This window comes from Arthrobacter sp. 9MFCol3.1, assembly GCF_000620385.1.
Classification (GTDB): domain Bacteria; phylum Actinomycetota; class Actinomycetes; order Actinomycetales; family Micrococcaceae; genus Arthrobacter.
Genome location: NZ_JIBJ01000014.1, coordinates 38,074 through 57,682, shown reverse-complemented (window position 1 = coordinate 57,682; position 19,609 = coordinate 38,074). Strand labels below are relative to the sequence as shown.

17 protein-coding genes and 1 tRNA gene are annotated in these 19,609 nt (G+C 67.2%); 3 read left to right on the top strand and 15 right to left on the bottom strand.

Going from position 1 to position 19,609, the window contains the following annotated elements:
- The first annotated feature begins 186 nt into the window (after positions 1-186).
- On the top strand, positions 187-2,007 hold the full coding sequence (locus tag C560_RS0114760) for an AMP-dependent synthetase/ligase (protein ID WP_026538787.1): 1,821 nt from the start codon (positions 187-189) through the stop codon (positions 2,005-2,007).
- A 101-nt stretch (positions 2,008-2,108) separates the two neighbouring features.
- On the opposite strand, the gene C560_RS0114755 is transcribed toward C560_RS0114760, so the two are convergent.
- Positions 2,109-5,504, bottom strand: coding sequence for a pyruvate carboxylase (locus C560_RS0114755; RefSeq protein ID WP_026538786.1), 3,396 nt, complete (start codon positions 5,502-5,504; stop codon positions 2,109-2,111).
- 317 nt (positions 5,505-5,821) lie between these two features.
- Here C560_RS0114755 and C560_RS0114750 point away from each other — a divergent pair, with 317 nt between their 5' ends.
- Positions 5,822-6,691 carry a ParA family protein gene (locus C560_RS0114750; protein WP_026538785.1) on the top strand — a complete coding sequence of 290 codons (870 nt, stop codon included), beginning with the start codon at positions 5,822-5,824 and terminating at the stop codon, positions 6,689-6,691.
- A gap of 113 nt (positions 6,692-6,804) precedes the next feature.
- On the opposite strand, the gene C560_RS0114745 is transcribed toward C560_RS0114750, so the two are convergent.
- From C560_RS0114745 to gcvH, 5 genes are all read right to left on the bottom strand, one after another.
- Entirely contained in the window at positions 6,805-7,401 is a 597-nt protein-coding gene (locus tag C560_RS0114745; protein WP_018772320.1) for a MerR family transcriptional regulator, read from the bottom strand.
- A 351-nt stretch (positions 7,402-7,752) separates the two neighbouring features.
- Entirely contained in the window at positions 7,753-8,256 is a 504-nt protein-coding gene (locus tag C560_RS0114740; RefSeq protein WP_018772319.1) for a bifunctional nuclease family protein, read from the bottom strand.
- The gene (gene ftsR, locus C560_RS0114735) at positions 8,256-8,978 is read right to left on the bottom strand and encodes a transcriptional regulator FtsR (protein ID WP_026266235.1); all 723 of its coding nucleotides are present in this window, start codon (positions 8,976-8,978) and stop codon (positions 8,256-8,258) included. Before ftsR ends, C560_RS0114740 begins: the two co-directional genes overlap by 1 nt.
- 17 nt (positions 8,979-8,995) lie before the next feature.
- Positions 8,996-9,472, bottom strand: a complete 477-nt coding sequence (locus C560_RS22025; RefSeq protein WP_018772317.1) for an FHA domain-containing protein — start codon at positions 9,470-9,472, stop codon at positions 8,996-8,998.
- A gap of 160 nt (positions 9,473-9,632) precedes the next feature.
- Entirely contained in the window at positions 9,633-10,019 is a 387-nt protein-coding gene (gene gcvH, locus C560_RS0114720; protein ID WP_018772316.1) for a glycine cleavage system protein GcvH, read from the bottom strand.
- Positions 10,020-10,215: 196 nt separating this feature from the next.
- Between gcvH and C560_RS0114715 the strand changes: the two genes are divergently transcribed.
- Complete coding sequence (locus C560_RS0114715; protein WP_026538784.1) at positions 10,216-11,085, top strand: Fpg/Nei family DNA glycosylase; 870 nt, start codon at positions 10,216-10,218, stop codon at positions 11,083-11,085.
- 105 nt (positions 11,086-11,190) lie between these two features.
- On the opposite strand, the gene C560_RS0114710 is transcribed toward C560_RS0114715, so the two are convergent.
- The 9 genes from C560_RS0114710 to C560_RS0114670 form a co-directional block, all read right to left on the bottom strand.
- A tRNA-Pro gene (locus tag C560_RS0114710) sits at positions 11,191-11,267 on the bottom strand.
- 148 nt (positions 11,268-11,415) lie between these two features.
- Positions 11,416-12,966, bottom strand: coding sequence for a ribosome biogenesis GTPase Der (der, locus tag C560_RS0114705; RefSeq protein WP_018772314.1), 1,551 nt, complete (start codon positions 12,964-12,966; stop codon positions 11,416-11,418).
- Positions 12,963-13,643, bottom strand: coding sequence for a lysophospholipid acyltransferase family protein (locus tag C560_RS0114700; protein WP_018772313.1), 681 nt, complete (start codon positions 13,641-13,643; stop codon positions 12,963-12,965). The genes der and C560_RS0114700 overlap by 4 nt, the downstream gene beginning before the upstream one ends.
- 85 nt (positions 13,644-13,728) lie before the next feature.
- Complete coding sequence (gene cmk, locus C560_RS22020; protein WP_043423204.1) at positions 13,729-14,472, bottom strand: (d)CMP kinase; 744 nt, start codon at positions 14,470-14,472, stop codon at positions 13,729-13,731.
- On the bottom strand, positions 14,472-15,581 hold the full coding sequence (locus C560_RS0114690; RefSeq protein ID WP_026538783.1) for a prephenate dehydrogenase: 1,110 nt from the start codon (positions 15,579-15,581) through the stop codon (positions 14,472-14,474). The genes cmk and C560_RS0114690 overlap by 1 nt, the downstream gene beginning before the upstream one ends.
- Before the next feature lie 2 nt (positions 15,582-15,583).
- Positions 15,584-16,843 (bottom strand): pseudouridine synthase, encoded by a 1,260-nt coding sequence (locus C560_RS0114685; RefSeq protein ID WP_026538782.1) that lies wholly within the window; start codon positions 16,841-16,843, stop codon positions 15,584-15,586.
- Between the two features lie 129 nt (positions 16,844-16,972).
- Complete coding sequence (gene scpB, locus C560_RS0114680) at positions 16,973-17,554, bottom strand: SMC-Scp complex subunit ScpB (protein ID WP_231494366.1); 582 nt, start codon at positions 17,552-17,554, stop codon at positions 16,973-16,975.
- A gap of 113 nt (positions 17,555-17,667) precedes the next feature.
- A complete protein-coding gene (locus C560_RS0114675) occupies positions 17,668-18,582 on the bottom strand; it encodes a segregation and condensation protein A (RefSeq protein ID WP_026538780.1) in 915 nt (304 codons plus the stop codon).
- Positions 18,583-18,626: 44 nt separating this feature from the next.
- Positions 18,627-19,526, bottom strand: a complete 900-nt coding sequence (locus C560_RS0114670; protein ID WP_018772307.1) for a ParA family protein — start codon at positions 19,524-19,526, stop codon at positions 18,627-18,629.
- Positions 19,527-19,609 lie beyond the last annotated feature (83 nt).

The window sequence follows — 19,609 nt, the reverse complement described above, 5'->3', positions numbered from 1 at the left end:
CCGCCGCAGCCGCGAAGGCCCGGCAGCATGACGCAGCGGCGGCGCCCTCGGCATCCCCGACTGGCGGAACCGCGGGGCCGGCCGTAAAGTTACTGGCCAGTAGGTGTCGCAGAACACACCTTCGGGGGACCGCATACTAGGCTTAGCGGTACCCGTTGCGGGCCTATGGATACCAAAGGAGCTGTCGTGCGAGAAATCATTGTCCCGCCCCTGGTGAATGTCGATCCGGACACCAACGTCACCGATCTCGTGGTGCGCCAGGCGGCCAAGGCCTCCAACCCTGCACTGTTTTCACGGCTCGACGCAGCCGGCCAGTGGCAGGACGTCCGCGCCACGGATTTCCTGGCCGACGTCTCGGCCCTCGCCAAGGGCCTCATGGCCAGCGGTGTGGCCGCCGGCGACCGGGTGGGCATCATGTCCCGCACCCGGTACGAATGGGCCCTGATCGACTTCGCCATCTGGTTCGCCGGCGCCGTCTCGGTCCCCATCTATGAAACGTCCTCCCCCTCCCAGGTGGCCTGGAACCTGGGCGACTCCGGCGCCGTGGCCGCGTTCGGTGAATCGGCGCACCACGAGGACATCATCCGGCAGGCGGCCACCTCCGAGGGGCTCACCGCCCTGGCGCATGTCTGGCAGCTCGAGGGCGACAGCCTGGACGAGGTCCGTGCGGCCGGAGCCGGCATCAGCGATGCCGAGCTCGAAGCACGGCGCAGCCAGGCGTCCCTGAAGGATGTCGCAACGATCATCTACACCTCGGGCACCACCGGCCGGCCCAAGGGCTGCGAGCTGACGCACGGCAACTTCGTGGAACTGTCCGAGAACGCCCTGGTCACGTCGCTCGGCACGATCGTCCACGAGCAGGCCCGGACCATCATGTTCCTGCCCATGGCCCACGTCTTTGCCCGCTTCATCTCCGTGCTGGCAGTCGCCGCCGGCGTCACGGTGGCACACACACCGGATATCAAGAACCTGCTGCCGGACCTGCAGAGCTACAAACCGACCTTCATCCTCGCTGTCCCGCGCGTTTTCGAAAAGGTCTACAACTCCGCCCTGACCAAGGCCGAGGACGGCGGCAAGGGCGCCATCTTCCACCGCGCCGCGGACACCGCCATCGAATTCTCCCGGGCCCGGCAGGCCGGCAAGGTCGGGCTCGTGCTGAAGCTCAAGCACGCCGTCTTCGACAAGCTCGTGTACAGCAAGCTCCGGGCCGCCATGGGCGGGAACGTCTCGCATGCCGTTTCCGGCGGCGGACCGCTCGGTGAACGGCTGGGCCACTTCTTCCAGGGCATCGGCATGCAGATCCTGGAAGGGTACGGGCTGACCGAAACCACGGCGCCGGTTACCGTAAACACCCCGGACCTGATCAAGATCGGCACCGTCGGCGCCCCGATTCCGGGCAACTCCGTCAGGATCGCGGACGACGGCGAGATCCTCGCCAAGGGCGTCTGCGTCATGCGCGGCTACTACAAGCGTGATGACCTGTCCGCCGCGACCTTCGAGGACGGCTGGTTCCGCACCGGCGACATCGGCCAGCTGGACGAGGCGGGGTTCCTGACCATCACGGGGCGGAAGAAGGAAATCATCGTCACTGCCGGGGGCAAGAACGTCGTCCCGGCCCTGCTGGAGGACCAGATCCGGGCGGACGCGCTCGTCTCGCAGGTGCTCGTGGTCGGTGACAACCGCCCGTTCATTGGTGCCCTGGTGACCCTGGATGAAGAAGCCCTGCCCGGCTGGCTGGGCCGCCACGGGCTCCCGGCCTCGACCTCGCTCGCCGAGGCTGCCGTCAACCCCACAGTCACGGCCGCGGTCCAGGAGCTCATCAACCACGCGAACCAGTCCGTGTCCCAGGCCGAGGCCATCAAGTCTTTCCGGATCGTGCCGGCTGACTTCACCGAGGCCTCCGGCCACCTGACGCCCTCCATGAAGGTCAAGCGGGCCCAGGTGCTCAAGGACTTCGAGAACGTGATCGAGGAAATGTACAGCGCTAAGCGTCCCACCCTCGCCTAGGCTGCAACCGCAACCGCCCCGCACCAGAGCAACGCGGGGTCAGATACGGCCCATCCGGCGCCCCCGGATGGGCCGTATCTGACCCCGCGTTGCTTTCGTTGCTATTCGACGACGAGCAGCAGATCCCCGCCCTGGACCTGTTCGATCCCGGCGACGGCGAGCCGCGCGACGGTGCCGGCCACAGGCGTCGTGATGGACGCCTCCATCTTCATGGCCTCGATCGTGGCCACCGTGTCGCCAGCTTTCACGGTGTCCCCGGCCTTGACGGTCAGCGTGACGGCACCGGCGAACGGCGAGGCAACCTGGCCCGGCTGGGAGGTGTCGGCGCGTTCGGCGGCCTTGACGTTGCTCACCACTGAACGGTCGCGGACCACCACGGGCCGGGACTGGCCGTTGAGCGTGCACATCACCGTGCGCATGCCCTTCTCGTCCGGCTCGGAGACGGCCTCGAGGGAGGCGATCAGGCGGACGCCCTTCTCAAGCTCGATCTCGTGCTCCGCGCCGCGCTGCAGCCCGAAGAGGTAGTCGCGCGTATCCAGCACCGAAAGGTTGCCGTAGGACTCCACGCTCTTCAGGTAGTCCTTGGTGGGTCCGGCGAAGAGCAGGCGGTTGAGGGTGCCCCGCCGGGCCTTGGAATCGCTGTTGAGCGCGGCGCTGTCCTCGGCGCTGATCTCGACGTCGCGGACCTTGACGGTGCGGCCCTGCAGTGCCTTGGTCCGGAAGGGCTCGGGCCAGCCGCCGGGCGGGTCACCGAGTTCGCCGGAGAGGAAACCGATCACGGAATCCGGGACGTCGTACTTTTGCGGGTTCTCGTTGAAGTCTTCCGGGTCGGCGTTGAGGCCCACCAGGTGCAGGGCGAGATCGCCCACCACCTTGGACGACGGGGTCACCTTCACCAGGCGGCCGAGGATCCGGTCCGCCGCGGTGTACATGTCCTCGATCGCCTCGAACCGCTCGCCCAGGCCCAGCGCCATCGCCTGCTGGCGCAGGTTGGACAGCTGGCCGCCCGGAATTTCGTGCTGGTAAACCCGGCCCGTGGGCCCCGGCAGTCCGGACTCGAACGGCGCGTAGACCCGGCGGACGGCCTCCCAGTAGGGCTCGAGGGCACAGACGTTCGCGAGGCTGAGGCCGGTGTCGCGCGGCGTGTGCGCCAGTGCGGCGACGAGGGCCGAGGCCGAAGGCTGGCTGGTGGTTCCGGCCAGGGAGGCCGAGGCCACGTCCACGGCGTCCACGCCGGCATCCACGGCCGCGAGGAGCGTGGCCAGCTGGCCGCCTGCGGTGTCGTGGGTGTGCAGGTGGACGGGAAGGTCAAACCGCTCCCGCAGCGCCGAAACCAGGCGCGCCGCGGCAGCCGGACGCAGCAGTCCGGCCATGTCCTTGATCGCGAGGATGTGCGCCCCGGCGTCGACGATTTTCTGCGCCAGCTCCAGGTAGTAATCCAGGGTGTAGAGCGTTTCCTCCGGATCCAGCATGTCCGCGGTGTAGCAGAGCGCAACCTCGGCAACGGCGGTGCCGGTCTCGCGGACGGCCCGGATGGCCGGGGCCATCTGGTTGACGTCGTTGAGGGCGTCGAAGATCCGGAAGATGTCGATGCCCGTGGCGGCGGCCTCGTTGACGAACGCGACCGTGACCTCTTCCGGGTAGGGCGTGTACCCGACGGTGTTGCGGCCGCGGAGCAGCATTTGCAGGCACAGGTTCGGCATGGCCTTGCGCAGGGCGGCGAGCCGGTCCCAGGGGTCTTCGCCGAGGAAGCGCAGGGCGACGTCGTAGGTCGCCCCGCCCCAGGCCTCGACCGAGAGCAGCTCCGGGAGCAGCTTGGACTCCGCCGGACCGGCCGCCACGAGGTCGCGGGTGCGTACCCGGGTGGCGAGCAGGGACTGGTGCGCGTCGCGGAAGGTGGTGTCCGTGACGGCCACGGCGTCCTGCGCGCGCAGGGCGCGGGCAAAACCTTCCGGGCCGAGTTCCAGGAGCCGCTGGCGGGATCCCGGCCGGGCCGCGGCGTCATCCAGGGCCGGAAGCTTGTCCGCCGGGTCCGTGTGGACCTTGAGTTCGCCGTTGGGCTTGTTGACCGTGACGTCGGCGAGCCAGGTCAGCAACTTGGTGCCGCGGTCTGCCGAGACCCGTGCCTTCAGCAGCTGGGGCCGTTCGTCAATGAACGAGGTGGCCACGTCCCCGGCGACGAAGTCGGGATCGTCCAGGACGGCCTGCAGGAAGGAGATGTTGGTGGACACGCCGCGGATGCGGAATTCGGCGAGGGCGCGGCGGGCCCGGGCGACGGCGGCGGGGTAGTTGCGCCCGCGGCAGGTCAGCTTGACCAGCATGGAGTCAAAGTGCGGACTGATCTCCGCACCCGAGTAGACGGTGCCGCCGTCGAGCCGGACGCCGGCGCCGCCGGCCGAGCGGTAGCCGGTGATCTTGCCGACGTCGGGCCGGAATCCGTTGGCCGGATCCTCCGTGGTGATACGGCACTGCAGGGCGGCGCCCTTGAGCTGGACGCTCTCCTGGGACAGGCCCAGGTCCGCGAGACTCTCACCGGCGGCGATGCGCAGCTGCGCCTGGACGAGGTCGACGTCGGTGACTTCCTCGGTCACAGTGTGCTCGACCTGGATGCGCGGGTTCATTTCGATGAACACGTGCTGGCCGGCGCGCTCCCCCACCGTGTCGACAAGGAATTCGACGGTACCGGCGTTGACGTAGTTCAGCGCCTTGGCGAACTTCACGGCGTCGCGGTACAGGGCCTGCCGGATGCCTTCGTCGAGGTTCGGGGCCGGGGCGATTTCCACCACTTTCTGGTGGCGGCGCTGGATGGAGCAGTCACGCTCGAAGAGGTGCATGATGTTGCCCTGGGCGTCGGCCAGGATCTGGACCTCGATGTGGCGCGGGCGCAGGACGGCCTGTTCCAGGAACATGGTGGGGTCGCCGAACGCGGCGTCGGCTTCGCGCATGGCGGCCTGCAGGGCCTCCGGGAGCGCCTCGCGGGTGTCCACGCGGCGCATGCCGCGCCCGCCGCCGCCGGCGACGGCCTTGGCGAAGATGGGGAAGCCGATTTCATCGGCGGCGGCGATCAGTTCGTCCAGGTCCTTCGACGGCTGGCTGGACTTGAGCACCGGGACGCCGGCCTTGCGCGCGGCCTCGAGGGCGGCAACCTTATTGCCCGCGAGTTCCAGGACCTCCGCCGGCGGGCCGACGAAGGTGATGCCGGCCTCCTTCGCGGCCCGTGCCAGGCGCGGGTTCTCGGAGAGGAAACCGTAACCGGGGTAAATGGCGTCCGCCCCGGACTCCTTGGCGACGCGCACCACCTCATCAACGTCCAGGTACGCCCGGACCGGATGTCCCTCCTCGCCGATCAGATACGCCTCGTCGGCCTTCTGGCGGTGAATGGAGTTGCGGTCCTCGTGCGGAAACACAGCGACAGTCTTGGCACCCAGCTCGTAGCTCGCGCGGAAAGCGCGAATCGCGATTTCGCCGCGGTTGGCCACCAGAATCTTAGAAAACATACTTCTCCTGCTTCATCGCGGGCGTATCGGTAAGTGCTCACAGTGTCTAAGACCTGTGCGGGCAAACACAAATCATTGTGGCGACCGTCACAGCATTATCCGTCACGGACGGCCCGATGGGCAGGGCCCCGGCGTTGGAGCTCTCCCCGCCGGCCGGATTGGCGGGGTTCCGGCGCCCCACGCCGGATGAAACGGGTTTCGCCGGAGCATCAACATATGATGAGTGGGTGGGTGGCGCATGCACGCCCCGGCTCCGAAGAACGCAGGAGCCGGCACGACCCCGTCTCGGCAACCGGCGTTAGGTATTGGTTTTTCAAGTGCAAGTAGTGAGCATCAGCAGCCTCAAAGGCGGTGTCGGCAAGACATCCGTGACCACCGGACTGGCGTCGGCGGCGTTGGCCGCCGGCATCCCCACCCTCGTCGTCGACCTTGACCCGCACGCTGACGCCAGCACCGCCCTGGGCGTGAGTCCGGACGACCAGCTCGATATCGGCAGGATGCTGAAGTCGCCGCGGCGGGCACATCTGGCGGACAACGTGGTTCCCAGCGGCTGGGTGGAGCATGCCCGGCTCAACGGCCGCGGCAGCGCCAACGGCAGGAAACAGCCTGGCGCGGCAACCTCTGTCCTGGACGTGGCCGTCGGCTCTGCCTACACCGGCATCTACGACCGGCCCGACCTGGGCCGGCGCGACCTCCGCCGGCTCTCTGCTGTCCTGGCCGGTGCCGGGAACTATGAACTCGTCCTGGTCGATTGCCCACCGTCATTGAACGGCCTGACCCGGATGGCGTGGTCCGCGAGCGACAAGGTGGCCCTGGTGGCCGAGCCCGGGCTCTTCTCGGTGGCCGGCACGGAACGCACCATGCGCGCCATCCAGCTGTTCCGGCAGGAATTCGCCCCCAAGCTGTCCCCCGCCGGCATTGTGGCCAACCGGGTGCGCAGCAGTTCGGCCGAGCACACGTTCCGGCTTGCGGAGATGGAGTCCATGTTCGGCCAGTTGCTGCTGAGCCCGCACATCCCGGAGCAGGCCAACTGGCAGCAGATCCAGGGCGCGGCCCACTCCATCCACCACTGGCCCGGAGACTCGGCCAAGAATGCAGCCGGGCTCTTCGATGCCCTGCTGCAGAACCTGCTGAATCAGGGCGGTGTGGCCCCGGCCGGCACTGTCCGCGACCGCAGCCTGCGGTAGCCAGGGCCTGCCGCATACAGCCCAACAGACTGAGGCCGCCTTCCCTGTCCGGGAGGCGGCCTCAGTCGTGTCTGTACTCAGGTCTTGTCGGTACTCAGTCTTGCCGGGGAGCGCTAGCCGATCTTGCGGGCCGCCCGGCGTTTGCTCAGTTCGTCGTCGGGAAAGGACTGGTCCGCGGCGTGTTCGCTGGGAAGGGCTGCGAGGCTTCCTTCAACTTCGCGCCATACGCGGCCGACGGCGATGCCGAACACCCCCTGGCCGCCCTGGACGAGATCGATGACTTCATCGGCCGATGTGCACTCGTAGACGCTCGCACCGTCGCTCATGAGCGTGATCTGGGCGAGGTCTTCGACGCCGCGCTCCCGCAGGTGCTCCACGGCGGTGCGGATCTGTTGCAGGGACACGCCCGTGTCCAGGAGCCGCTTGACCACCTTGAGGACCAGGATGTCGCGGAAGCCGTAGAGCCGCTGCGAGCCGGAGCCGGCCGCGCCGCGGACGGCGGGCTCAACGAGTCCGGTGCGGGCCCAGTAGTCGAGTTGTCGGTAGGTGATGCCGGCCGCTTTGCAGGCGGTGGGTCCGCGGTAGCCCGCGTCCTCGTCCAGAACGGGAAGATCCTCGGTGAACAGCAGGCCTTGGGCACCGCTGGCGGGCACAGCAACGCCGGCCGTTGCGGCTTGCTTCAGCTCGCCTGCTTCGCCTTTCGGACTCACGTGGACCCTCCTTGTCGTGGGTTCCCCTGGGTAAGTTGCATCGGCAGCAATAGATGTGGACAGCTGCATGACACAGGATGAATATTTCATCCGTGTAATTCAGCCGGGGCTGCACTTTCCAGTGTGACTTGCGCGGCTACCGTATGCAATGGGAACTTGTACCTCCGACGTTAGGCCTGCCGGGGCCCAAGGTCAAAGACGTTGGGGCTATTCGGCGGGCGTGTCGAAAGTTTCATCCTCGACTTTAACGTTCGGTGCCGCCACAGCTGTCACGCACGTTTCAGAAACCTCACCAGTCACAGGCACGCCCGCAATCCTGGCAGCTTCCCTGGCCCGGTTGCCTGGGCGGGATCAGCCGCCGAAGTCTTCGGGTTCGACGTCGTCGAGGAACTCGCGGAAGCGCCGCAGTTCGCCTTCTTCGTCGACGGCGGGTCCGGGGTGCGTGTCCTCGCCCTCGTCGTGTTCGGTGATCCGGACGCCGGCCTCATCCATAACGGCGTCGGCGCACCAGATCCGACACTTGGCGCGCAGGGCAAGCGCCAGGCCATCAGAGGCCCTGGAGCTCACGGTGGTTCCGTTCTCGAACTGCAGCTGCCCGTAGAAAATATTGTCCTCCACCGCCACGATGTTGACGCTGACGATCGTGTGGCCAAGGGCCTCGACAACGTCCACCAGGAGGTCGTGGGTCATCGGCCGGGGCGGGATGACTCCCTGCTGGGCCAGGGCGATGGCACTGGCCTCCGGGGTTCCGATCCAGATGGGGACGTGGCGCTCCCCATGGATTTCCTTGAGCAGGACAAGCGGCTGGTTGGACGGCAACTCAATCCGCACGCCGACAATCTCCACCTCAATCATCAGATGTCCATCCTTGAGATGCGGTCGTGGACCAGCGCCTGGTGCAAGGACAGGCAGAGGTCGCTGATTTCCCGGGCCGCCTCGGCGGCCCGGGCGTGGGAGGCTGCGTCCTTGCGGGAGGTCAGGGTGGCCACCGCGCGCTCCACGAGCCCGAATTCGCGGTCGGCAGCCGCCTGGAACGGCCGCAGGTGGCGGGGTTCCAGGCCGTGGCTCTCCAGCTGGACGCAGGCCCGCGCGACCTGCAGCGCGTGTTCGTCGAACTTGCCGTTGACGTGCCCGATCAGGCCGTAGCTCAGGAGGGATTCGAGCAGCGGGACGCTCGCCCCGGATTCGGCGCGGAGCTGCTCCTCGCTGAGCCGGCGCGCCCGGCTCTGCAGCTCGGAGGCGAGCTCCTCGGAGACAATCCGCGGGGACAACGTGACGCCTGCCGGCAGGTTCTCCGGCCGTTCGCCCCGGTCGATCGCATCAAGGTAGTCCTTGATGACCTTCAGCGGCAGGTACTGGTCACGCTGGAGTGAGAGGACGAAGCGCAGCCGTTCGACGTCGTTCTCGGAATACTGACGGTAGCCGGCAGGGGTCCGCTGCGGGTTGATGAGTCCCTTTTCCTCAAGGAACCGGATTTTTGACGCAGTCATGCTGGGGAAGTCGTCGCTCAATTGAGCCAGGACTTCCCCGATGTTCAGAACCTGGGGTCCGCGCCGATCCGCATGTGCCGTGGCCACAGGCAACTACCCCGGAATCAGACGTTGCCTGCTGCGCGGGCAGGGCTGAGGTAGAAGGTGAGGCGGAATTTGCCGATCTGGACCTCGTTGCCGGACTTCAGTTCCACCGAGTCCACGCGGTCATGGTTGACGTAGGTGCCGTTCAGGCTCCCGGTGTCCACGACCTCAAAGCTGCGCGCCGTGCGGCGGAATTCAACGTGCCTGCGGGAGACGGTGACGTCGTCGAGGAAGATGTCGGCGTCCGGGTGGCGGCCCGCCGTCGTGACGTCGGAGTCCAGCAGGAACCGCGCACCGGCGTTGGGGCCGCTGTGCGCCACAAGCAGGGCCGATCCGGAGGGAAGGGCCTCGACCGCTGCCCGTTCCTCGGTCGAGAGCTTCGGCGTGAAATTGGGTTCGTCGCGCACCGGAGTGAGGTTGATCGACGTGGTCTCCGAAGCCTTCACTCCACCCGTGCCGTAACCGTCACCGGTGTCGTTCCGTTCGTGCCCAAACATTGAGTCCTCCTCATTCGTTGCAGGTGTCCCCCCTGCAAACAACGCATGCCGTCCGGGAAAGCCTCGCAGTCCCGGTAATGAGGCCCTTCGGCGGGGCGCGGCTTTGTTTTGTTATCCCAACAACACTCGCCGGCGGCCCCGGCCCGAATGACCTCTGTCTTTAGCCTACCTGTTGTTCATACTCGGATGCACTGAGCAGGGACTCGATGGCGTCGGCTTCCGCGAGCTTGATTTCGATCAGCCAGCCCTCACCGTACGGATCGGAGTTGATCAGCGCAGAATCGGTGTCCAGCGACTCGTTCCGGGCCACCACCTCGCCTGTCACCGGGGCGTAAATGTCGCTGACGCTCTTGGTGGATTCGACCTCTCCGACGACGTCGTTGGCCTTGATGGTGGTTCCGACCTCGGGCATCTGGGCGTAGACCACATCCCCGAGGGCGTCCTGGGCGAAATCGGTGATGCCCACGCGCACAACCCCGTCGGCATTGGGGGCCGAAACCCATTCGTGTTCTGCGGTGTAGGACAGGTCTTCGGGAATGATGCTCATGACGGGCCTTTCATCGGGTCAATCACCTGGGCGGCGGCAGTCGTTTGTTCTAGCCGCCGCTGAAAGTATAGGCATATCGGGCAGCGGCCGGGGAGGCGTCTGAGAAGATGGTGCGATGGCAGAACATGCGCCGCTGAAGGTCGGGAATGTGAACAACCGGGGCGCCGGGACCGTCCGGGCACGCCAGGGCTAGCCCATGCCTGAGCTTCCGGAGGTTGCGGCCCTGGCGGACTTTTTGGACGGGCACCTGCGCGGAGCAGTGGTGACGAAGATCCAGCCCGTCTCCTTCGCCGTGCTCAAGACGGCGGACCCTCCGTACTCCGACCTCCAGGGCAACGCCGTCACCGCGGTGCGAAGGTTCGGCAAGTTCGTCAGCATGGAAGCGGACGGGCTGCATTTTGTCTTCCACTTGGCGCGGGCCGGCTGGGTCCGCTTCACTGACTCCCCCACAGACGCACAGCTGAAAATGGGCAAGGGCCACATCGCGCTGCGGCTGACGTTCTCGGGCGGTTCCGGCCCGATGGGCATGGACCTGACCGAGGCGGGCACGAAAAAGAGCCTGGCGGTCTACGTGGTCCGCGATCCGCACGACGTACCCGGCATCGCGGCGCTCGGACCGGATCCGTTCAGTCCGGACTTCGACGTCGATGCCTTCGCCGGGATACTCGGTTCCAGTTCCCAGCAGATCAAGGGCGTCCTGCGGAGCCAGGGCATCATCGCCGGGATTGGGAATGCGTACAGTGACGAGATCCTGCACGCCGCCAGGACCTCGCCGTTCGCGATCGCCAAGTCCCTGGACCGGACGGACGTGGAGCGCCTTTACGACGCCATCCACACCATTCTGGGTACGGCGGTGGCGGAAGCCAAGGGCAAGCCGCCCAACGAGCTCAAGGACGCCAAGCGGAGCCACATGCGGGTCCACGGCCGGACCGGCGAACCGTGTCCGGTGTGCGGGGACACGGTCCGGGAGGTTTCCTTTGCCGATTCCGCCCTGCAGTACTGCCCGACGTGCCAGACGAAGGGAAAGATCCTGGCCGACCGCCGGACCTCCCGCTTCCTGAAATAGCGGAACACCGCGCAGTTTCCTGAAGCCGAACACCGCGCAGCCCACATGTCCGGGAAACAGAAAACCCCGCCATTCCTTCATCAGGAATGGCGGGGTTTCAGCTGTTGGTCGGGCTGACAGGATTTGAACCTGCGACCCCTTGACCCCCAGTCAAGTGCGCTACCAAGCTGCGCTACAGCCCGCTGGTTCCACCGTTCTCCGCCCGGAAGTCCTCCTGGATTCGCTCCAGGTTTTCTTCCAAGCAGTCCGGCCGAACCACCTCCAAAAGCTTACACGATCCGGGAGGGTGCCTGTGACAATTTCAGGCTGTCACGGCAAGGTGTGTCGGAATTAACGTTTCTTGCCACGCTTTTCGCGCACACGCATGTTGACCTCGATGGGCGTGCCCTCGAAGCCGAAGGTCTCCCGGAGGCGTCGGGTGATGAAGCGGCGGTATCCCGGATCCAGGAATCCGGTGGTGAACAGCACGAACTTCGGCGGCCGGCTCGAGGCCTGGGTGCCGAACAGGATGCGCGGCTGCTTGCCGCCGCGGACCGGGTGCGGGTGCGCTGCGACGAGTTCGCCCAGGAACGCGTTGAGGCGTCCGGTGGGGATGCGCTTGTCCCAGCTTTCCAGGGCTACGTCCAGGGCCGGAACGAGCCGGTCCTTGTGCCAGCCGGTCTTGGCCGAGATGTTCACGCGCGGGGCCCAGGCCACGTGGGCCAGGTCCTGCTCGATTTCGCGTTCCAGGTAGCGGCGGCGCTCGTCGTCGAGGAGGTCCCACTTGTTGAAGGCGAGCACCAGGGCGCGGCCGGATTCAACGGCGAGCTGCAGGATGCGGACATCCTGCTCGCTGAGCACTTCGTCCACGGCCAGGAGCACGACGGCGACCTCGGCCTTTTCGAGTGCGCTCTGCGTCCGCAGGGAGGCGTAGAAGTCCGCGCCCTGGGCCATGTGCTGGCGGCGCCGGATGCCGGCGGTGTCCACGAAGCGCCACGTGCGTCCGCCGAGTTCGATGAATTCGTCGACCGGATCGCGGGTGGTGCCGGCGGTGTTGTCGACCACCACACGCTCGGAACCGGCGAGCTTGTTCAGCAGCGAGGACTTCCCGACGTTCGGGCGGCCGATCAGGGCGATACGGCGGGGTCCGCCGGAGCGTTCGAGGCCTTCAATCAGGGAGTACTCCGGGAGGGTGTCCATGACGTGGTCCAGGAGGTCGGCCACGCCGCGGCCGTGCAGGGCCGAGACCGGGTACGGTTCGCCGAAGCCCAGGCCCCACAGGGTGGCGGAGTCGGCTTCCTGGGCGAAGTCGTCCACTTTGTTGGCCACCATGATTACCGGCTTCTTCGACTTGCGCAGCATCTTCATGACGCCCTCGTCGGTCGCGGTTGCGCCCACGGCGGAGTCGACGACGAACAGGACGGCGTCGGCAAGTTCCACGGCCATCTCGGCCTGCTCCGCCACGCGGGCATGGATGCCGCGGGCATCGTGCTCCCACCCGCCGGTGTCCACCACGGTGAAGTTGCGGCCGTTCCAGTTTGCCGAGTACATGACACGGTCGCGGGTGACGCCGGGGGTGTCCTCGACCACTGCCTCGCGGCGGCCCAGGATCCTGTTGACCAGGGTGGACTTGCCCACGTTGGGCCGGCCGATGATGGCCAGGACCGGGTCCAGTTTGACCGGGCCGTCAAAGTCCTCGTCGTCGAAGTGGCCGCTCAGCAGGGCGGCGTCGTCTTCGTCGAGCTCGTAGTCGTCCAGGCCGGCACGCAGCGAGGCCGCGCGGAGTTCCGCTTCGTCATCGTCCAGGGCGGCAAGGTTTTCAGCCACCTGGTCGGTGCCGGTGGGCGTGTATTCGTCTTCGCCGGCGCCAAAATTGCCGGAGGTTTGAGTCGTATCGCTCATTGCACTTTCCTTAGGTGGTGATCTGCCGGCGTCCCGGCTACTGCTTCATGACGTTCATGCGGGGATTCCGCGTGGGGCAGGGGCTGCCCGGTTCTTAGTACTGAGTCCTGGACATGGCGCGCTAATGCGGCCCGGATTTCGGTTCCCGCCCTGTCCATTGAAACACGCCCGGTCTCGCCGGGCCTGCGGCTGACGTTGATGGCCCCGCCGAAGCTGACATGCAGCCGCCGGCGCGGTGCGGGCACCGTGTCCAGGTGTTCGCCGCCGATTCGTGTGCCCAGGATGGCCACGGGCACCACCGTGGCGCGGGTGTTGAGCGCCAGCCAGGCGACGCCGTTGTTGATCGCCGCGGCCTCACCGCTCCCCCGCGTGCCTTCGGGAAGAATCCCGACGCACCGTCCGGCGTCGAGCAGGCTCCGGGCCGTGGCCAGCGCCGCACGGCCGCCGCGGCGGTCGACGGGCAGCTGGCCCGACGCCGCCAGGACGCGGCCGAGAAGCCCGGTGAACATCTCCTGCTTGACGAGGATATGCATGGGCCGGGGCGAGGCGCCGAACATGACGGGCCCGTCCAGGAAGCTGATGTGGTTTCCCGCGAAGATCACGGGACCGGCCGCCGGGACGTTGGAGCGTCCGGTGACCGAGGTGCGGTAGACGAGGTGGTCCAGGATCCAGCCCACGGGCCGGCTCCACGCCGTCGACCACTGGCCGGGCACGGAGTCGGGCACGGAGTCGGGCGCTGTCTCCGGCAGTCCGGCACGCCCCTCAGTCACCGTGGACGGCCCGGAGCGGAACAGGAGAGTGGTTGACCACAGTGTCCACGATGTCGAGGGCGGCCTGGACCGTCCCGTCAAAGTCCAGTTCGGAGGAGTCCAGGGTCACGACGCCGTCGGCGGCCGTGGTGAAGTTCACTACGGTGGAGTCCTTAGCATCGCGGTGCGTGACCTGGGCTGCCAGCTGCTCGGCGTTCTGGCTGCCGCCCAACTGGATGCCGCGGCGGCGCAGCCGGGCTTCCTCGCTGGCGGTCAGCAGCATCCGCACCTCGGCGTGAGGCGCGACGACGGTGGTGATGTCCCGGCCCTCCACCACCATGCGGCGGTGGTGCTTTTCGATCAGCTCGCGCTGCCGGCGGATCAGTTCCGTCCGCGCGCCCAGGGTGGTGGCGACGGCGCTGACAGCCGCGGAAATAGCGGGTTCACGGATGGCCAGGGTGACATCGTGGCCGCCGACGCGGACGTACTCTTCCTGCGGGCTCGTGCTGATTTCCAGCGGCAGCGTCTCGGCGGCTGTCTCGACGGCGGCCCCGTCGTCCAGGTCCGTGCCGCTCTGCAGGCAGAACCACGTCAGGGCGCGGTACATCGCGCCGGTGTCGAGGTAGGCCAGTTTCAGCCGCCGGGCCACCTCCTTGCTCACGCTGGATTTGCCGGAGCCGGAGGGGCCATCGATGGCAACCACAAGGCTTTTTCCGGGACGGAGCACGTCCACTGTCTCGATGAGTTCCTGGGTCATTACTGGAGTACCCGCCATCCACGGTCGTTGAGGGCTTCTATCAAAAGGTCGTGCTTGTTCGGCAGGACGGAAATTTCCACCATGCCCACATTCTGCCCCGAAGAGTGGTCGAGGCGGAGGTCTTCGACGTTGACGCCGATCTCGCCGATCTCGGTCAGCAGCTTGGCGATCTGTCCGGGAGTGTCATCCACCAGCACCGTCAGCCACGAGTATGCCTGCGGGGGTCCGCCGTGCTTGCCCGGGATCCGGGACTGGCCAGCGTTGCCTTCGCTGATCAGCTGGGCAAGGTCCAGCCTGGCGCCGGGAGCGGTCGGTGCCTCCAGGGTGCCGATCAGCCGGTTGAGGTCCTCGCGGACGCCGTGCAGGATCTCCACCACCTTTTCCGCGTTCGCGCCCAGGATCTGGACCCAGAGCGTGGGATCGCTCGCGGCGATCCGGGTGACATCCCGCAGCCCGTTGCCGGCCAGGGACAGGGCGTGCAGGGGCGTGCCCTGCAGGCGGCTGGCCACGAGCGAGGACATCACCTGCGGCAGGTGTGAGACGAGCGCCACGGCTGCGTCGTGCTCGTCGGCGGCGAATTCGGACACGACGGCGCCGAGATCGCCGGCCAGCGCACGCGCCACCCGCAGCGACTCCGGCAGAGTCTCCTCCGCCGGGCACACGACCCACGGCATGGACGTGAACAGCTCGCCGCGGGCCGCGACCGGGCCGGATTTCTCGCGCCCGGCCATAGGGTGGGTGCCCACGTAGCGGCCCAGGTCAGCTCCGCGGCTGCGGAGATCGGCCAGGATCTCTGCCTTCACGCTCGCGATGTCCACCACTACGGCGTCCGGGTAGTCCTGGAGCGCCTTGGCAACGACGTCCGCCGTGACATCCGGCGGTGCGGCCACGACGACGAGCTCGGGCGCCTCCCCCTCGAGACGCGCCAGCGGCAGGCCGGCGCCGATGTCGACGGCGACGGCCTGGTTGGTCGGAGAGGGGTCTGAGAGGAATACAGCCACACCCCGCCCCCGCAGCCCCAGCCCGATGCTGGTGCCCAGAAGCCCGGAGCCCAGGACGAGCACCGGGCCGTTCAGGTGGCCGCGGCCGTGCGTGCGGAAGGCGGACATGCTTACAGCCCCACGGAGGCCAGCAGGTGGCCGACTTCCTGCTTGCCGAGGTTGCGGATGCTGCCCTGGCGCTGGTCGCCGAGCCCGATGGGGCCGACCTTGACGCGCACCAGGCGCAGCACGGGGAAGCCGACGGCGTCGAACATGCGCCGGACGATCCGGTTCTTGCCCGAGTGCAGCACGACCTCGATCAGCACGTGGCCGGGAGTCGAGTCGACGAGCTTGAAGGAGTCCACCGAGGCGATGCCGTCCTCGAGTTCGACGCCGCCTTTGAGTTCGGCCCCCACGCCCTGCGGGAACGGCCCGCGGACCTGCACGAGGTAGGTCTTGGGCACTTCGTAGGACGGGTGCGTCAGGCGGTTGGCGAGCTCGCCGTCGTTGGTCAGGAGCAGCAGCCCTTCCGTGGCGACGTCGAGCCTGCCCACGTGGAAGAGACGTTCGCCGTGGTGGTTGCGGACAAAGTCGCTGATGCACGGGCGGCCGTCCGGGTCCTCCATGGTGGAGACAACGCCCTTGGGCTTGTTGAAGACCATGTAGACCATGTTCTCGTCCAGCTGGATGCGCAGTCCGTCGACGTGGATCACTGCCGTCTTCGGGTCGACGCGCACGCCGAGCTCGGTGACTACCTGGCCGTCGACCTCGACGCGGCCCTCGGCGATCATTTCCTCGCAGACGCGCCGTGAGGCGACGCCGGCGGAGGCCATGACCTTCTGGAGGCGGGTGCCGTCGGCGTCGTGCAGCTCAGACTGCGGCACCTCGCGGCGCGGTCCGCGGTTGCGGGCGGGTTTGCGCACCGGTCCGAGGTTCTGGCCGAAGCGTTCGCTGCCGAAGGCGCGGGGACCGGCGAACTTGGCGGCGCCGGTGCGCGGCTTGGGCTTGAGGGCCCCGGGGGTGCCGGGGGCCTTGCCGAAGCCGGGCTTGCGGGCGGCTGCCTTGCGGGCTGCTTCCTTGCCGGAAGGCGCTTTCGACTTCCAGTCAGCAGAAGCCGGACGGGCAGCCGACGGCGCGCTGTCCGGACCCTGCAGGTCCGGATCGATGAAGGCCTCTTCGCGAGGCTTGGGGTGCTTGAAGGGGCGGTCTCCGCCGCCCTTGTAGCCGGCTCCGCCGCTGCGGCCGGCGCCGGCCTGGGAGCTGCGGCCTGAACCGCCCTGTGCGCCGCGGCCTGAACCGCCTTGGGCCGGCTTTTGGCCGGAATAGCTTTGTCCGGCACTGTTGCGTCCCGAACTGTTACGTGGTGAACCCTGGCGTCCCGCCTGTGTCATGACCCGTCCTTACGTTGGTGGCCTGCGGCCGCTGTCTCCCGACAACACCCGCCGGCCGGGCAAATTGTTCTGCCCGGTGGATACTCTCGTGCAGACGTTGTGCCTGCACAGATTCTGCTGAAGTACTGCCTACATTCTTGCTGCATCGTAAAAATCCTCGATGCCTTCCAGTCCAGGAAGGTGGGGGGAAAGCTGTGGCAATTCAGCCACGGAGCCGATTCCCATCCGCTCAAGGAAATACGATGTCGTGCGGTACAGGATTGCTCCGGACTCGGGATCGGTTCCCGAATCCTCAATCAGCCCCCGCTGCGTCAGCGTCCGCACGACAGAGTCAACGTTGACTCCTCGAATTGCAGACACCCGCGCCCTTGATACGGGCTGGCGGTATGCGATGACGGCGAGCGTTTCGAGCGCCGCCTGCGTCAGCCTGGCTGTTTGGCCTTCCAGCACGAATCCGCCAACGATCTCGGCGAACTCCGCGCGGGAATAGATCCGCCAGCCTCCGGCGATATTCCGCAATTCAAAACCCCGGGGGGCGGCATTGTTGCCGACACTAATACTGCTGTGGCTGGCGACATCCGCATCCGGGGCATTAACAGTATAGCCGTTATACTCCCGCTGCAGTTCAGCCAGCAGGGTCTCGACGACGTCGACCGTCAAGTTCAGTCCGGCTGCCAGGGCCGGGGCGGTGGCCGGTTCGTCGATCACCATCAGGACCGCCTCGAGGGCCGCCCGGGCGCCCCCTGGCAGGCTCGCGACGTCCGGACCGGCGTCTGTCCCGGCTTCCGCCCCGGCCTCGCGGGCAGCGTCAGGGAATCGTTCGTTCACGGTTGGTCCTCGTATTCTTCGCTCAGGTTTTCGCTGCTCCACCCCTGGGTATCGGCGGTCCAGCGCACCGTCAGTTCGCCCAGCGGCAGCAGCTGGTCAAAGCCCACCGCGCGGTCGCGGAACAGCTCCAGCAGCGCCAGGAACCGCGCCACCACCACCAGCGTGGATTCGGCGTCGGCGATCAGCGCCCGGAAGCTCAGCGGCGTGCCCAGCCGTAACCGGTTCCCCAGCAGCTCGGCCTGTTCCTTGACGCTGACGGGCGCGCCGTGCAGGTGCGCGAGGCCCACTTCGGTGGGGGCTGCCTCCTTGGGTTTGAGGGCCGCCTCGGCCAGGGAAGCGAACTGCGCCGGGGTGTGCCGCCACAGAAGTTCCGGAAGCAGGGCAGCGAAGTGTCCCTCCAGGGCGACCTGCCGGGGATACCGCCGGGCCTCGAGCTCGAGCGTGGAGCCGATCATGCCGGCCACCTGTTTGAAGGCCTTGTACTGCAGCAGCCGGGCGAACAGCAGGTCCCGGGCCTCCAGCAGGGCGATGTCCTCATCGTCCTCGACCTCGCCCGCGGGCAGCAGCCGGGCCGCTTTGAGGTCCAGGAGGGTGGCAGCAATCACGAGGAATTCGCTGGCCTCATCCAGGGCCCACTCCTCCCCCAGCTGCTGCAGGCCCCTGATGTACTTGATGAATTCGTCAGTGACCGTGGACAGCGCCACTTCGGTGATGTCCAGCTGATGCTTGGAGATCAGGCCGAGCAGGAGGTCGAACGGGCCGGTGAAGTTGGCCAGCCTCACTTCGAATCCGGGCTTTTTCCCGGGCGGTTCTGCACTGACACCCGGTGCTGCGGTGACGGCCGGCGCTGCAGTGACGCCCGGGCCCGCGGATAGCGCGGAGTCCGCACGCGTGTCGAGCTCCGCCGGCACATCGAGATTCGTTGGCGGAGAAAAGGCGCCTGCCACGATCCTGGCTAGGGCGCGCCGCCGCGCGAGATCAGCTCTTTGGCCAGGCGGCGGTAGGCGTCGGCACCGACGTGGTTGCCCGCGTAGGTTGTGATGGGCTCGGCCGCGACCGTGGCGTCGGCAAATTTGATCGAGCGCTTGATGACCGTTTCGAAGACCTTGTCGCCGAAAGCCTCCACCAGGCGGGCGATCACCTCGCGGCCGTGCAGGGTCCGGGCGTCGTACATCGTGGCGAGCACGCCGTCGACCTGCAGGCGCGGATTGAGGCGGTCCTGGACCTTGTCGATGGTTTCCACGAGCAGCGCCACGGCGCGCAGGGCGAAGAACTCACAGATCAGCGGGATGATGACGCCGTGGGCGGCGGTGAGCGCGTTGACGGTGAGCAGGCCCAGTGAGGGCTGGCAATCGATCAGGACGACGTCGTAGTCGTCCTCGACCTTCTTCAATGCCCGGTCCAGGACCTGTTCGCGGGCCACTTCGTTGACCAGCTGCACCTCGGCGGCGGAGAGGTCGATGTTGGCCGGGAGCAGGTCCACGTTTTCCACGCCGGTCTTCTGGATGGCATCGCGGATGTCCACTTTGCGGTCCATCAGCACGTTGTACACGGTGAGGTCGAGCTCGTGCGGGTTGGTGCCCAGGCCGGCGGACAGGGCGCCTTGCGGATCGAAGTCGACCAGGAGCACGCGGCGGCCGTATTCGGCCAGGGCGGCGGCGAGGTTGATGGTGGACGTGGTCTTGCCCACCCCGCCCTTCTGGTTCACCATGGCGATGACCCGCGCGGGACCGTGGGAGGACAGCGGCGCGGGCTCCGGAAAGTCGCGTTGGGGCCGCCCGGTGGGGCCCATGACGGCGTCTTCCAGATCGAGTTCGGTGCCTTCCAGAGTTGCTGAACCCTGTTCGCTGCTCACGTATCTATCCACACTTTCGATGACGGTGATTGTCGTGCTTCATTGTGCTGCCTCCAGACTCCCAGAGCCCAGCGCGTTCCTCC